Origin of the sequence: Thalassobaculum salexigens DSM 19539 (genome assembly GCF_000423805.1) — a bacterium.
Classification (GTDB): domain Bacteria; phylum Pseudomonadota; class Alphaproteobacteria; order Thalassobaculales; family Thalassobaculaceae; genus Thalassobaculum; species Thalassobaculum litoreum.
Window position 1 is genome coordinate 24,877 of record NZ_AUIR01000013.1, and the last position, 14,541, is coordinate 39,417.

The following is a 14,541-nucleotide window of genomic DNA, read 5'->3' on the forward strand; positions in this document are numbered from 1 at the left end:
TTTAGAGCGCCAGCACCCGGTTGATGATCTCCTGCGATGCGCCGAGGTAGTTCAAAGGGTCGGCCGCCGCGTCCCAGTCCACCGGCGCGTCGCACCGCTCGCGCAGCAACTCGGTGATCGAGCGGCCCGAGCCCGGCGCGTCCTGGCAGGCCTGCTTGACCAGCGCCTGGGCCTCCACCTTGCCCACATGCTGGGCCAGCGCCGTCGTCACCGCCTCGGCCATGATCAGGCCGGTGCCGAGATCCAGGTTGGCGCGCATGCGGGCGGCGTCCACCGTGAGGCCCGCAAGCGTCTCGCTCACGATCCGCAGGGCCGCCGCCGTGGCCAGCACCATCGGCGGCAGACAGACCCATTCCAGGGTCCAGCCCGGCCCGCCGCGCTCGTGTTCCTGGATCGCCGCGTGATGCAGGCCCGACAGGTTCGTGGCGTTGGCGCGCGCCAGGGTGACCAGCATCTCGATGCCGATCGGATTGGCCTTCTGCGGCATGGCGCTGGACCCGCCACCGCCGCCGGCGCGGATCTCGCCGACCTCGTTCTGGCCCATGAGCAGCAGGTCGGCGCCGATCTTGCCCAGGGTGCCGGTAACGCCGGACAGCCAGTCGCCCAGGCTGAGCATGCCGTCGCGCGCCGTGTGCCAGGGCGAGACCGGCCGATCCAGCCCCAGCTCGTCGGCCAGCATGTCGGCGACGTCCATGCCGCCCGGGCCGATGGCGGCGAGCGTCCCGGCGGCCCCGCCGAACTGCACCACCAGCAGTTCCTCGCGCACCCAGATCAGCCGCTCGCGATAGCGTTTAAGCGGCGCCAGCCAGCCGGCGACTTTGGCGCCGAAGCTGATCGGAATGCCCTGTTGGGTGCGGGTGCGGCCGGCCATTACCGTGTAGCGGTGCTCGTCGGCCAGGATCGACAGCAACGTGATGACCGCGTCGAGCCGCGCCTTGATGCGGTCGGTCGCCGCCGCGAAGCAGAGCAGCAGGGCGTTGTCGTAGATGTCCTGGCTGGTGGCGCCGGCATGGACATAGTCGCGGGCGGGCGCGCCGACCTTGTCGCGGAGCTGGCTGACCAGGGAGACGATCGGCACGCCGGCCGTCTGCATGCCGGCACCGAGTTTCTCCATGTCGGGCATGAAGCCGTCCAGGGCGCTGTCGATTGCCGCCGCTGCATCCTGCGGAATCACGCCGCACCGCCCCTCGACCCGGGACAGGGCGCGCTCGACCTCGACCATCGCCCGCGTCACGGCGGCGTCGTCGATCAGGACTGCCGTCTCCGGGTCGGACAGGAGCGGCGCGGTAAGGGCGGAGTCGAAGGCGGTAACGGGCATTCCGGCAATCCTTAGATTGGTCGTTCCTCGGCAGCATAGCGCGGCTCGGTTGGCGGCTCGACAGATCACGCGCGCCGTGCTCGCATTCCACGAAGCTGCGCGGAAACAAGGGCAGCATGGGAGGGATGGACGATGCAAGCAGCGCAAGGGAACTCGGGCGCGATGGCAGCCGAGGTCGATTTCATCATTGTCGGTGCGGGATCGGCCGGCGCGGCACTCGCCAACCGGCTGACGGAAAGCGGAAAACACAAGGTCCTGCTGCTGGAGGCGGGGGCGGCGAGCCACCCGTACAGCCGCATGCCGGCGAGCTTCGGGCTGCTGATTTCAGACCCGGCGGCCAACTGGTGCTACAAGTCCACGCCCGAGCCGGCGACCGCAAACCGGGAAATTGCGGTGCCGCGCGGCAAGCTGCTCGGCGGCTCCTCCTCGATCAACGGACTGGTCTATGTGCGTGGCCAGCCGCTCGACTACGACACCTGGGCTCAGCGCGGCAATCGCGGTTGGAGCTTCGACGACGTGCTGCCGATCTTCAAGCGGATGGAGAATTACGAGCACGGCGCCGACGACATGCGCGCCCAAGGCGGCCCGCTGCATGTCTGCGAGTCCTACGATCAGAGCCCGCTCTACGAGTCGATCTTCCGCGCCGGCGAGGCGATCGGCATCCGCCGCAACCCGGACTACAACGGCGCCGAGCAGGAAGGCTTCGTGCGGACCCAGACCACCATCAAGAACGGGTTCCGGCAGAGCACGGCGGTCGCCTATCTGGAGCCGGCGCGCAAGCGGCCGAACCTGCAGGTCGTCACCGGCGCGCTGGCGACCCGGCTGATCCTGGAGGGCAAGCGCTGCGTCGGCGTGGCCTACCGGATCGCCAACAGCGAGGAAGTCGAGGTCCGCGCCGGGCGCGAGGTCATCGTCTCCTGCGGCGGCGTTGCGGCCCCGCAGCTTCTGGAACTTTCGGGCATCGGCAGGCCGGACGTGCTGAAGCCGCTCGGCATCGAGGTGAAGCACGAGCTCTCGGCGGTGGGCGAGAACCTGCGCGACCACATCAACGCCCGCATGGTCTGGCGGCTGAAGCAGCGTGGCGTGTCCTATAACGAGCGCATGGCCGGGCTGATCCCGCGCGGCTGGCAGTTCCTGCGCTACCTGACCACAAGGCGCGGATTCATGGCGATGCCCTCCGCGCCGATCCTCGGCTTCCTGAAAACCCGGCAGGAGCTTGAGACGCCGGACATCCAGGTCCATGTGATGCCCTATGTCATCCGCGACGCCAAACGCCGCCTGCTGCATGACTGGCCGGGCATGACCATGACCTGCTACCAGTTGCGCCCCGAAAGCCTGGGGACCATCCATGTCCGCTCGTCCGATGCCCGCGAGCATCCGGAGATCCGCTTCAACTTCCTGTCCGACGCGCTCGACCGGCAGACCATGACCGACGGGCTGCGGCTGATCCGCAAGGTGGCGGAGGCCGCACCCATGGATCCGTTGCGCGGCGAGGAGGTGGAACCGGGCAGCGGGGCGACCAGCGACGAGGATCTGCTGAACCACGTGCGCAACACCGCCAACACCGCCTTTCATCCGGTGGGTACCTGCCGCATGGGGCCGGGCGAGGACTGCGTGGTCGATAGCCGCCTGCGGGTGCATGGCATCGCCGGGCTGCGGGTGGCGGACGCCTCCATCATGCCGACCATGGTGTCGGGCAATACCAATGCGGCGGCCATCATGATCGGAGAGAAAGCCTCCGACATGATCCGCGAAGACCATCCGAACTGAGGGATTTCCCCATGAAGAGCACCCAGATCCGTCTTGCCTCCCGCCCCAAGGGCGAGCCCGTGGCCGGCGATTTCGAGAAGGTCGAGATCGATCTTCCCGAGGTCGGGGAGGGGCAGGTGGCGCTGCGCACCATCTACCTGTCGCTCGACCCGTATATGCGCGGCCGGATGAGCGATGCCCGGTCCTACGCCCAGCCGGTGGAGATCGGCGGGGTGATCACCGGCGGCACGGTCTGCCAGGTCGTGCAGTCGCGCGCCGACAAGTTCAAGGAGGGCGACTTCGTGCTCTCCATGTCCGGCTGGCAGAGCGCCGACGTGGTCGACGCCAAGGGCCTGCGCAAGCTCGACCCGGCGGACGCGCCGATCTCGACGGCGGTGGGCGTGCTCGGCATGCCGGGCCTGACCGCCTATGTCGGCCTGCTGGACATCGGCCAGCCGAAGGCGGGGGAGACGGTGGTGGTCTCGGCCGCGTCCGGGGCGGTGGGCTCGGTCGTCGGCCAGCTCGCCCGGATCAAGGGCGCGCGGGTGGTCGGCGTCGCCGGCTCGCCGGAGAAAGTGGCCTTCGTGAAGGACGAACTCGGCTTCGACGCCTGCGTGTCGCACCGCTCCGACAGCCTGAAGGAGGACCTGAAGGCGGCCTGCCCGAAGGGCGTGGACGTGTACTTCGAGAATGTCGGCGGCGCCACCCTGGACGCGGCCCTGTCGCTGATGAACCCGTTCGGGCGCATCCCGGTCTGCGGCATGATCTCGCTGTACAACGCCACGTCGCTGGACGGTGGGCCGAGCCGGGCCAGCCTGATGCGGCAGATCCTCACCGACCGTCTGCACATCCAGGGCTTCATCGTCACCGAGCGCTGGGACCGCTTCGGCTCCTTCGTGAAGGAGGTCGGCGGCTATATCCGCTCCGGCGAACTGAAATACCGCGAGGATATCGTGGAGGGGCTGGAGAACGCGCCGGAGACCTTCGTCGGCCTGCTGAAGGGCCGGAATTTCGGCAAGCAGCTCATCCGCGTCTCCGCGGACCCGACCCGTGACTGATCCCCGGAGCTTCGACACCGTCGAGGCGCTGGAGGCCTGTGTCGGCGAAGAACTCGGGGTCAGCGACTGGATCGAGATGTCCCAGTCGCGAATTCTGCGCTTCGCCGACGCGACCGACGACCGCCAGTGGATTCACCTGGACGAGGTCCGGGCCGAGGCGGAGTCGCCCTACGGCACCACGGTCGCCCATGGATATCTGACCCTGTCCATGCTGCCGCGGATCACGGCGGAGGTGTTCACGCTGAAGCCGAGGGTGGCGGGCATCAACTACGGCCTCGACAAGGTCCGTTTCCTTGCTCCGGTTCCGTCCGACAGCCGGATCCGCGGGCGGGTGGTGCTCGACCGGGTGCTGCGCCAGAAGCCGGACACGATCCGCGTCCACCTGACCGTGACCGTGGAGATCGAGGGCGGCGACAAACCCGCCTGCGTCGCCGAAGCCATCGCCCAGTACATCGTGGCGCCCTGACGAGACCGTATCCGTCCTGGGACCGGCGGCCGGCCTTGAGTGCGATGGTTGCGCTCTGTAAGGATCATAGGCGGTGCTGAAGCATTGGGGGCTGGAGGGAAGCATGCTGGAGGAAAGCCGTATCGCCACGAATACGTGGCGGGTCAGCCCCGACCTGATGTGCATCATCGACCGCGATGGCTGCTTCGCCGCCGTCAACCCGGCATGGACCGCGACGCTCGGGTGGGCGGAGGACGAAATAGTCGGACAGCCCTACCTTCATTTCCTTCACGCCGGGGACGTTGACCGGTCAAACGGCGCATTCGAGGAGGTGAAGAGCGGCAAACCCGTTCTCCGTTTCGAAAACCGCTATCGCACGACCGACGGCGACTACCGCTGGTTCTCCTGGGTGGCGGTGCCGGAGGGGGAGCATTTCTACTGCATCGTCCGGGATGTCACGGACGAAAAGCAACGCGATGAGGTGATCCAGGCTCAGCGCGACGAGGCGATGCTGAGAGAGCAGTTCCTGGCCGTTCTGGGTCATGACCTGCGCAACCCCCTGTCCTCCGTCATCTCGGGCGTCAATCTGCTGCTGCGCGAAGAGCAGAGCGAGCGCTCGCTCCAGGTTCTGCGGCATATGCAGGCCAGCGGCGCGCGGATGGCCGAACTGGTCACGAACATGATGGACTTCGCGCGGGTCCGGCTCGGCGACGGCATCGGACTGGAACGGGCCGTGATACCGGACTTCGCCGGCGAAGCGGCGGAAATCGTCCAGGAGATTCAGACCGCGTTTGACGGCACGGTGATCGAGTTCACCACCGATATCCGGGGCGAGGTGTATTGCGACGGCCCCCGGATCATGCAGGTCCTGTCCAATCTTCTCGGCAACGCCGTCACCCACGGGGACCCCGGCGACCCGATCCAGGTCGATGCCGTGTTCTCGGATGGCCGGTTGAAGATATCGGTCTGCAACTCGGGACAGCCGATTCCGGCATCGTCCCTCGACACGCTTTACCAGCCGTTCTTCAAGGGCGGCTCGCAGTCCAGTCCGCACGGGCTGGGGCTCGGACTGTTCATCTCGTCCGAGATCGTCTCCGCCCATGGCGGAGAGATCGGTGTCACCTGCGACGAAGACACCGTTTGTTTCAACGTCGACATCCCGGCGCGCAAGCCGGGGACCGGTCGGTGATATTTACCCGCACACGCCTCGCCGGCGCTGACACGGCGAAGCGTGACGGGTGTTTTTGTGTGAACCGCTAGGAACCCTCGGATCGTAAGGACGTTTATGTACTTGGGGCCGCCGCGCGGCATTAGGGGTTTTAATGACCACCGCTCAAACTGTTCTAATCGTCGAGGACGAATTTCTTATCAGACTGTCGGCATGCGAGACCTTCACCGAAGCCGGATTCGTGGTTTTGCAAGCCGAAAGCGGAGAACAGGCCGTCGAGATCCTGTCCGACGATTCGCAGATCGATGTCGTTTTCACCGATATCCGGCTGGGCGGGGCCTTGACCGGTTGGGACGTGGCGGAAGAGGCCCGGATCAAGCGGCCCGACGTGCGGGTGATCTATGCATCCGGTAACGCGATCGACCCGACGCGGAACGTGAGCGGCAGCCAGTTTTTCGGCAAACCGTACGACCCTGAGGTCATCGTGGATGCGTGCCGTCGGCCGGCGGCACGATGACCGGGCCCGTTCCGCAGGTTCGTACACTCCGGAGGACGCGTCCATGAGCCTGAAGGACATCCACAATCTGGACCACACCGTGCTGCTCTGCACCGACATGGCGACGACGCGGCGGTTCTATGAGGAGGTGATGGGGTTCGCGGTCGAGACCGACACGCCGGCATGGGTGAGCTTCCGCATCGGTGCCACGCTGCTGACCCTGCGCCCGCGCGACGGCATGCCGATCTGGCAGGACGGGCCGGCGGTGACGGGATCTGCCTCGGTGCAGCTCGCTTTCCGGGTGCCGCCGCCCTCGGTGGACACCTGCTACCGCGAGCTTCTGGCCCATGGGGTGCCGATCGTGCGCGAACCGACGGACCTGCCGAGCTGGCGCCATCGCACCCTGTTCTTCCGGGACCCGGAGAACAACGTCATCGAAATCTACGCCGAGTATTGAGGGTGTTGACCCGCGGTCGAGTTGGCCACGGCACTCTGCGTTCGCGTCAAACAGGCCATGCAGAGACGGCCCAAGCAGAGAAGGCCGCACACATGGTGCGGCCCTCCCTCGTTCAGCGTAGGCCGATCAGATCCGGTCTGCCCAGTCGCGCACTTCCTGCTTCGCCTCTTCGCGAGACTTGCCGTAGCGCTGCTGGATCAGGCCTTCCAGCTCTGTCTGGCTGCCCTCGACCTTGTCGAGTTCGTCGTTGGTAAGGTCGCCCCACTGCTGCTGCGCCTTACCCTTGACGGACTTCCAGTTACCTTTGATTTGATCCCAATTCATGACTTTTCCTCGATATTCGGTGGGGGGTACTGGGAGAACGCAGACCCCCATTTGCCGGTTCCCGAGATGGGTAAGTGACGTCAGTCATTTCTCAGGCAGAGGCGAAACCGGTGTTATGCGCGCTATTGTCAGAAGACTTTTAGAATCGTCGAGCTATACATGCCGACGGTCGGGAACCTCTGTCGTGCCCGCGCGTTGCCATCGACAGACGCAACCGTCCGAGAGGCAGAGTCATGGCCGACAAGACAAATCCCCCCGACCATCCGGTCGACCCGCTGCAGCCGGGCACGGTGCCGTTCTCGCGGCCGCCGCGTCCCAAGGCGCCGGATGCCGCCGATGCGGACCACGAGGAGAACCACAAGGACAAGAAGCCGCCGATCGAGCGGTGAGACCGTCCCACGGGTTTCCGGAACGGTGAGAGTCTTCCCCGACACCACCGTTCCGTTCCAGGCGCTGGCGTTCCCCCGACGCCAGCGCTTCTTCGTTTCGGAGCCCTATTCGGCCGCCTGCTCGCGGGCATAGGCGCGCAGCCCCTTGTCCCACTTCTCCAGCCACCAGGCGTACTGGTGCGGCCACTTCTCGAAATCGGGATCGATGTCGAAATGCTGGGCGGCGTGCAGCGGCCAGAACGGGTCGACCAGCGCCTGACGCCCGATGGCGACCAGGTCGGCGCGACCCTCCTGCAGGATCCGCTCGGCCAGATCGGGTTCGCGGATCAGCCCGACCGCCATGGTCTGGATTCCGACCTCCTGCTTGATGCGCTCGGCGAAGGGCACCTGATAGCCCGGGCCGCGCTTCAGGTTGGCGTTGGTGGCACCCTTGGGCGAGTTGCCGCCCGACGAACAGTCGATCACGTCGACCCCGCGCTCCTTCAGCGCCTTGGCAAGCAGCACGCTGTCTTCCATCTCCCAGCCGCCGTCGATGCCGTCGACCGAGGAGATTCGCACGAACAGCGGTTTGTCGGCCGGCCAGGCCGCGCGCACCGCCTCGGCCACCTCCAGCGGGAACCGCATCCGCCCCTCGATATCGCCGCCATAGCCGTCGTTCCGCGTGTTGGAGAGCGGCGACAGGAAGGTCTGCAGCAGGTAGCCGTGGGCCATATGGATCTCGACCAGCTCGAACCCGGCATCCAGTGCCCGCTTGGCGGCGTCCGCGAAGTCCTGCTTGGTCTGCTTCAGATCGGAATCGTCCATCATCTTCGGCGTCAGCCAGCCGTCGGTCAGGGCGAGGTCGGAGGGGCCGTAGGGCTGCCAGAGCTTGTCGCCGTTGGCGATCTCCTTGGGGCCGACCGGACCGCCGCCCTCCCAGGGCCGCTGGGTGGAGGCCTTGCGCCCGCCATGGCCGATCTGCACCCCCGGCACCGACCGCTGCTGGCGGATGAAATCGGTGATCGGCCGGAAGCCGTCGACCTGCGCCTGGTTGTACAGACCGGGACAGCCGTTGGTGATTCGCCCGGCCTCGGACACGCCGGTCGCCTCGACGATCACGGCCCCGGCGCCGCCCATGGCGAACTTGCCGTAATGCACCAGGTGATACGCCGTCGGCACGCCGTCCACGGCCGAGTACTGGTCCATCGGCGAGATGACGATGCGGTTGTTCAGGGTTGTCGATCCGATGGTCAGCGGCTCGAAAAGGCGCGGCGATGCGCTCATGAATTCCTCCCGTAGGCTTTTGGCCGAATGCTTCTTGTCGCCAGTGAGGAGACCCCCTGGACGCTGCGCTGACAAGAGGGCGAAACGCCGGAGATCAGGGTTGGCGTTGGCACGATCATGGTTCCCGTGCCACCGTGCGCCTGCTATCGATGCTAGAACCAAATCCCGGCGCCGCTGCCCGGTGTCGAAGGGGAATGTCAGAGGGAGGGCCTCATGCGTGAGGCGGTCATCGTGTCCACTGCCCGGACACCGATCGGCAAGGCGTTTCGCGGCGCTTTCAACAACACCCACGGCGCCGTTCTCGCCGGCCATGCAATCAGCCACGCGGTCGCCCGCTCCGGGCTCGATCCGGCGGAAATCGAGGACGCTATCATCGGCTGCGGCTTGCCCGAAGGGGCGACCGGCCAGAACATCGCCCGCCTCGCCGCCGTGCGCGCCGGCCTGCCGGTCAGCACCGCCGGCACCACGGTGAACCGGTTCTGCAGCTCCGGCCTGCAGACCATCTCCATGGCGGCCCAGCGGGTGATCGTGGACGGCGTGCCGGCCATGGTCGCCGGCGGGGTGGAGTCGATCAGTCTGACCCAGGCCAACCTGAACAAGGTCCATCTGACCGAAGCCTGGTTGATGGAGCACAAGCCGGCGCTGTGGATGTCGATGATCGAGACCGCCGACATCGTCGCCCAGCGCTACGGTGTCAGCCGCGAGGCCCAGGACGCGTACGCCGCCGAGAGCCAGCGCCGCACCGCCGCCGCCCAGGCGGAAGGCCGCGTCTCCGAGGAGATCGTGCCGCTGCAGAGCACCATGCTGGTCAAGGACAAGGAGACCGGCGAGGTCAGCGAGAAGACGGTTACCTTGGAGAAGGACGAGGGCAACCGGCCGTCGACCACCGCCGAAGGCCTGGCCGGCCTGGAGCCGGTGCGCGGTCCCGACCAGTTCATCACCGCCGGCAATGCCAGCCAGCTCTCCGACGGCGCGTCGGCCTGTGTGGTAATGGACGCCAAGGAGGCGGAGCGCCGCAACATCGAGCCGCTCGGCATCTATCGCGGTCTGGTGGCCGCCGGCTGTGAGCCGGACGAGATGGGCATCGGCCCGGTCTTCGCCGTGCCGCGCCTGCTGGAGCGGGCCGGGCTTAAGGTCGACGATATCGACCTGTGGGAGCTGAACGAGGCCTTCGCCAGTCAGGTGATCTACTGCCGGGACAAACTCGGCATCCCCAACGACCGGCTGAACGTCAACGGCGGCTCGATCTCCATCGGCCACCCCTACGGCATGACCGGGGCGCGGATGGTCGGGCATGCGCTGATCGAGGGCCGGCGGCGCGGGGCGAAATACGTCGTCACCACCATGTGCGTCGGCGGCGGCCAGGGCGTGGCCGGGCTGTTCGAAGTCGCCTGAGAAGATCGACGAGGAGAAGATGGCCATGGACGTGGTTCTGTCACCCGAGGAGGAGGCCTTCCGCCAGGAGGTCCGCGACTTCCTGAAGGAGAAACTCCCCGCCGATATCGCCGAGAAGACCGGCAACGGCTTCCGCATTTCCAAGGACGATCACGTTCGCTGGCAGAAGATCCTGCACGAGAAGGGCTGGATCGCGCCGAACTGGCCGGTGGAGCATGGCGGCACCGGCTGGACGCCGATGCAGAAGCACATCTTCGATGAGGAATGCGCGCTGGCCGGCGCGCCGATGGTGATCCCGTTCGGCGTGACCATGGTGGCGCCGGTGATCATGAAGTTCGGCAACGAGGCGCAGAAGCAGCGCTTCCTGCCGCGCATCCTCAGCTCCGACGACTGGTGGTGCCAGGGCTACTCCGAGCCCGGCTCCGGCTCCGACCTCGCGTCGCTGCGCACCAAGGCGGTGCTGGACGGCGAGCACTACGTGGTGACCGGCCAGAAGACCTGGACCACCCTGGCCCAGCATGCCGACTGGATGTTCACCCTGGTGCGCACCCAGGACACCGGCAAGCCGCAGGAGGGCATCACCTTCCTGCTGATCGACATGAAGAGCCCGGGGATCAGCGTCCACCCGATCACGACCCTGGACGGCAGCGCCGAGATCAACAGCGTCTTCCTGGAGGACGTCCGCGTACCGGTGGAGAACCGGATCGGCGAGGAGGGCAAGGGTTGGACCTACGCCAAGTATCTGCTCGGTCATGAGCGGACCAGCATCGCCGCGGTGGGCCGCTCCAAGGCGCAGCTGCGCAAGCTGAAGAGCATCGCACGAACCGAGCTGGCCGGCGGCCGGCCGATCATCAAGGACCCGGACTACGCCCGCCGGCTGGCGCAGATCGAGATCGACCTGCTGTCCCTGGAGAGCCTGGTCCTGCGCACCCTCTATGCCGAGAGCGAGGGCCGGCCGGTCGGAGCCGAGCCGTCCTTCCTGAAGATCAAGGGCACGCAGATCCAGCAGGGCCTGACCGAACTGCTGATGGAGGCCATCGGCCCCTATGCCGCCCCGTACCAGCCGGAAGCCTTCCGCGACGACGGCTGGAACGAGGAGCCGGTCGGCCCGGATTACGGCCCGGCCCTGGCGCCGCTGTATTTCAACTGGCGCAAGGCCTCGATCTACGGCGGATCGAACGAGATCCAGAAGAACATCCTGGCGAAGATGGTGCTTGGCCTATGAGTTTCACGTTCACCGACGATCAGCGGCAGCTTGCCGACAGCATCGAGCGCTATCTCGCCGACAAGTACGGCTTCGAGCAGCGCAACAGGATCCGCAAGGGCGAGGGCGGCTGGTCGCGCCAGGTCTGGAAGGATTTCGCCGAACTCGGCTGGCTCGCGCTGCCGATCGCCGAGGAGCATGGGGGGCTGGGCGGCTCCACCGTCGATCTGGCGCTGATGATGGAAGCCTTCGGCAAGGCCCTGGTGGTCGAGCCGTTCATCGCCACCATCGTGCTGGGCGCGGAGATCGTCGCCCGGGCCGATCCGGAGCGTGCCGCCGAGATCCTGCCCCAGGTGGCGGCCGGCGAGCGCCTGCTGGCCTTCGCCCACAGCGAGCCGAACAGCCGCTACGACCTGCCGCGGGTCTCGACCATGGCCACCGAGAGCGATGAGGGCTGGATTCTCGACGGTCACAAGGCGGTGGTGTTGCACGGCGACTGCGCCGACACCCTGATCGTCTCGGCCCGCACCGGCGGGCGCGACGACGAGCGCGAGGGCATCACCCTGTTCCTGGTGCCCGGCGATGCCGAGGGGCTGACCAAGAAGACCTATCCCACCATCGACGGCATGCGCGGCGCCGACCTGGAGTTCGACGGCGTGCGCGTCGGTCTCGACGCGGTGCTCGGCGAGATGGGCAAGGCGCTGGATATCGTCGAAGGCGTGGTCGACCGGGCCTGTGTGGTGCTCGCCGCCGAAGGGGTCGGCGCGATGCAGGCGACGGTGGATCTGACCACCGAGTACCTGAAGACCCGCACCCAGTTCGGCAAGCCGCTTGGCAGCTTCCAGGTGCTGCAGCACCGGGCCGTCGACATGCTGTCGGAGACCCGCTTCGCCCACGCCCTGTGCTACCGCACGGCCGGGCTGATGGACAGCGTGGGCGGGGTGGAGCGCGCCCGCGCCGCTTCGATGATCAAGGCCGAGATCGGCCGCGCCGGCAAGATGGTCGGCGAGGAGGCCGTCCAGCTCCATGGCGGAATGGGCATGACGGACGAGATGGCGGTCGGCCATTATTTCAAGCGGCTTCGGCTGATCGACGTGACCTTCGGCAATGCCGGCCATCATCTGAGCCGCATCGTCGACATGGCGTAAGGGAAGGACCTCCATGATCCCCGAGATGAGCGACAAGGCGGCCGAGCTGCGCAACCGCGTGCAGGCCTTCATGGACGAGCATGTCTATCCGGCCGAGCACATCTACGAGGAGCAGGTCGCCGAGGGCGCCAGCCGCTGGTCCGCCCCGCCGATCATGGAGGAGCTCAAGGCCAAGGCGAAGGCCGCCGGGCTGTGGAACATGTTCCTGCCGGAGAGCGATCTCGGCGCCGGCCTGTCCAACCGCGACTACGCCCCGATCTGCGAGGTCATGGGCCGGTCGTCCATGGGCTCGGAGGTATTCAACTGCTCCGCCCCGGATACCGGCAACATGGAGGTGCTGGTCCGCTACGGCACCGAGGAGCAGAAGGCAGCTTGGCTGACACCGCTGCTGAACGGCGAGATCCGCTCAGCCTTCGCCATGACCGAGCCGGCGGTCGCGTCCTCCGACGCCACCAATATCGAGGCGCAGATCACCCGCGAGGGCGACGAGTACGTGATCAACGCCCGCAAGTGGTGGACGTCGGGCGCGCTCGACGAGCGCTGCAAGATCATGATCTTCATGGGCAAGACCGATCCGAACGCGGAGAAGTACCGCCAGCAGTCGATGATCCTGGTGCCGCTCGATACGCCGGGGGTGACGGTGAAGCGGGCGCTGACCGTATTCGGCTACGACCACGCGCCGCACGGCCATGCGGAGGTCACCTTCGAGAACGCCCGGGTGCCGGTCTCCAACGTGCTGCTGGGCGAGGGCAGGGGCTTCGAGATCGCGCAAGGGCGTCTTGGCCCGGGGCGCATCCACCACTGCATGCGGCTGATCGGCCAGGCCGAGCGCGCACTTGAATCCATGAAGGCCCGGGCGCGCTCCCGTGTCGCCTTCGGCAAGCCGCTGTCCGACCAGGGCGCGCTGCGCCACACCATCGCCGAGTGCCGCATCAACATCGATCAGGCCCGCCTCATGGTGCTCTACGCCGCCCATAAGATGGACACGGTCGGCAACAAGGCGGCGCGGCAGGAAATCTCCATGATCAAGGTCATCGCCCCGCGCATGGCCTGCGAGGTGATCGACAAGGCGATCCAGGTGCATGGCGGCGGCGGGGTTTCCCAGGACTTCCACCTGGCCCATGCCTATGGCCACAGCCGGGCGCTGCGTCTGGCCGACGGCCCGGACGAGGTGCATCTGGAATCGATCGCCCGGTCGGAGCTGAAGAAGAACGCCTGACCGGCGGCATCCGGCCGCTATTGAAAACCGCCGCCCAAATCCCCTTCTCGCCGGTACCGAAATTTCTGGCGAGGTAACGAGGCGATGGACGTTCAACGGCTGCTGGATGGGTTCCTGGGCAACGGATCGGGTTCCAAGTCGAAATCCGGGCTCGGCGGAATGGCGGGCGGCCTCGCCAGCAACATGCCCGGCGGCCTGATGGGCGGCGCCGCAGCCGGCGGCCTCGTCGCCGCGCTGCTGAGTTCCAAGAAGGCGCGCAAGCTCGGCGGCAAGGCACTGACCTATGGCGGCCTCGCGGTGCTGGGCGGCCTCGCCTACAAGGCCTGGAGCGACCATAAGGCCAATCGCCCCGAGGACGCCTCGACAGCGGCCCCCTCGGCGCCGCCGGCGGACAGCGGCTTCGATCCGGCGCGTCTGCGCGACAGCCGGGGCGAGGATTTTCGCCTCACGCTGGTGCGCGCGATGGTCAGCGCGTCGCTGGCCGACGGCCATATCAACGCCGACGAACAGGCGCTGATCGATCAGCAGATCCAGTCGTCCGACCTGGCGGAGGACGAGCGCCGCTTCATCTCCGTGCAACTCGACCGGCCGGCCGATCCGATCGCCATCGCCTCGCTCTGCGCCGACGAACCGCAGGCGACCGAGGTCTACCTGGCCTCCCTGGTGGTGTTGGACCCCGGCGTGCCCGGCGATGCCCGCTACAAGCAGCGGCTGGGCGATGCCCTGCGCCTGCCGGACGACCTGCGGCGCCGGCTGGAGCGCGAGGTGGAGACCGCCCTGGCCGAGGCGTGACAGCGAGGATCCGTGACCCAGACCCGACCTGCGCAACAGACGGCTGCGGATCTTGTTCGATCGGGGGGTGTACTGCTGACCGTTCGGCCCCACTCTTGTAGAACGAGATCCGCGAC

Annotated in this window: 15 protein-coding genes; 12 read left to right on the forward strand and 3 right to left on the reverse strand. The window is 67.1% G+C overall.

Going from position 1 to position 14,541, the window contains the following annotated elements; genetic code table 11:
* Nucleotide 1: 1 nt before the first annotated feature.
* Nucleotides 2-1,318: a 3-carboxy-cis,cis-muconate cycloisomerase gene (pcaB, locus tag G578_RS0102865; protein ID WP_028792966.1), complete on the reverse strand. Its 1,317-nt coding sequence runs from the start codon at nt 1,316-1,318 to the stop codon at nt 2-4.
* A 132-nt stretch (nt 1,319-1,450) separates the two neighbouring features.
* On the opposite strand from pcaB, the gene G578_RS0102870 reads away from it, so the two are divergent.
* The 6 genes from G578_RS0102870 to G578_RS0102895 all read left to right on the forward strand — a co-directional run bounded on the left by G578_RS0102870 (nt 1,451) and on the right by G578_RS0102895 (nt 6,691).
* Nucleotides 1,451-3,088 carry a GMC family oxidoreductase gene (locus G578_RS0102870; RefSeq protein WP_211228846.1) on the forward strand — a complete coding sequence of 546 codons (1,638 nt, stop codon included), beginning with the start codon at nt 1,451-1,453 and terminating at the stop codon, nt 3,086-3,088.
* A gap of 11 nt (nt 3,089-3,099) precedes the next feature.
* Nucleotides 3,100-4,125: an NADP-dependent oxidoreductase gene (locus tag G578_RS0102875; RefSeq protein WP_051243755.1), complete on the forward strand. Its 1,026-nt coding sequence runs from the start codon at nt 3,100-3,102 to the stop codon at nt 4,123-4,125.
* Nucleotides 4,118-4,591, forward strand: coding sequence for a MaoC family dehydratase (locus G578_RS0102880; protein WP_028792969.1), 474 nt, complete (start codon nt 4,118-4,120; stop codon nt 4,589-4,591). The genes G578_RS0102875 and G578_RS0102880 overlap by 8 nt, the downstream gene beginning before the upstream one ends.
* 103 nt (nt 4,592-4,694) lie before the next feature.
* Nucleotides 4,695-5,759 carry a PAS domain-containing sensor histidine kinase gene (locus G578_RS0102885; protein ID WP_028792970.1) on the forward strand — a complete coding sequence of 355 codons (1,065 nt, stop codon included), beginning with the start codon at nt 4,695-4,697 and terminating at the stop codon, nt 5,757-5,759.
* 133 nt (nt 5,760-5,892) lie between these two features.
* Nucleotides 5,893-6,255 carry a response regulator gene (locus G578_RS0102890; protein WP_028792971.1) on the forward strand — a complete coding sequence of 121 codons (363 nt, stop codon included), beginning with the start codon at nt 5,893-5,895 and terminating at the stop codon, nt 6,253-6,255.
* Between the two features lie 43 nt (nt 6,256-6,298).
* On the forward strand, nt 6,299-6,691 hold the full coding sequence (locus G578_RS0102895; RefSeq protein ID WP_028792972.1) for a VOC family protein: 393 nt from the start codon (nt 6,299-6,301) through the stop codon (nt 6,689-6,691).
* Nucleotides 6,692-6,817: 126 nt separating this feature from the next.
* Here G578_RS0102895 and G578_RS0102900 read toward each other — a convergent pair whose 3' ends face one another.
* The gene (locus tag G578_RS0102900) at nt 6,818-7,015 is read right to left on the reverse strand and encodes a CsbD family protein (RefSeq protein WP_028792973.1); all 198 of its coding nucleotides are present in this window, start codon (nt 7,013-7,015) and stop codon (nt 6,818-6,820) included.
* Between the two features lie 233 nt (nt 7,016-7,248).
* On the opposite strand from G578_RS0102900, the gene G578_RS29345 reads away from it, so the two are divergent.
* On the forward strand, nt 7,249-7,404 hold the full coding sequence (locus G578_RS29345) for a hypothetical protein (protein WP_156907184.1): 156 nt from the start codon (nt 7,249-7,251) through the stop codon (nt 7,402-7,404).
* 105 nt (nt 7,405-7,509) lie between these two features.
* Here G578_RS29345 and G578_RS0102910 read toward each other — a convergent pair whose 3' ends face one another.
* Nucleotides 7,510-8,667 (reverse strand): NADH:flavin oxidoreductase/NADH oxidase, encoded by a 1,158-nt coding sequence (locus tag G578_RS0102910; RefSeq protein WP_028792974.1) that lies wholly within the window; start codon nt 8,665-8,667, stop codon nt 7,510-7,512.
* A gap of 213 nt (nt 8,668-8,880) precedes the next feature.
* Here G578_RS0102910 and G578_RS0102915 point away from each other — a divergent pair, with 213 nt between their 5' ends.
* The 5 genes from G578_RS0102915 (at nt 8,881) to G578_RS0102935 (ending at nt 14,425) form a co-directional block, all read left to right on the forward strand.
* Nucleotides 8,881-10,062: an acetyl-CoA C-acyltransferase gene (locus G578_RS0102915; RefSeq protein WP_028792975.1), complete on the forward strand. Its 1,182-nt coding sequence runs from the start codon at nt 8,881-8,883 to the stop codon at nt 10,060-10,062.
* A gap of 25 nt (nt 10,063-10,087) precedes the next feature.
* A complete protein-coding gene (locus tag G578_RS0102920; protein WP_028792976.1) occupies nt 10,088-11,287 on the forward strand; it encodes an acyl-CoA dehydrogenase family protein in 1,200 nt (399 codons plus the stop codon).
* A complete protein-coding gene (locus G578_RS0102925) occupies nt 11,284-12,414 on the forward strand; it encodes an acyl-CoA dehydrogenase family protein (protein ID WP_028792977.1) in 1,131 nt (376 codons plus the stop codon). The genes G578_RS0102920 and G578_RS0102925 overlap by 4 nt, the downstream gene beginning before the upstream one ends.
* A 13-nt stretch (nt 12,415-12,427) precedes the next feature.
* Complete coding sequence (locus G578_RS0102930) at nt 12,428-13,633, forward strand: acyl-CoA dehydrogenase family protein (protein ID WP_028792978.1); 1,206 nt, start codon at nt 12,428-12,430, stop codon at nt 13,631-13,633.
* Nucleotides 13,634-13,717: 84 nt separating this feature from the next.
* Complete coding sequence (locus G578_RS0102935) at nt 13,718-14,425, forward strand: tellurite resistance TerB family protein (protein ID WP_028792979.1); 708 nt, start codon at nt 13,718-13,720, stop codon at nt 14,423-14,425.
* The last annotated feature ends 116 nt before the right edge of the window (nt 14,426-14,541 follow it).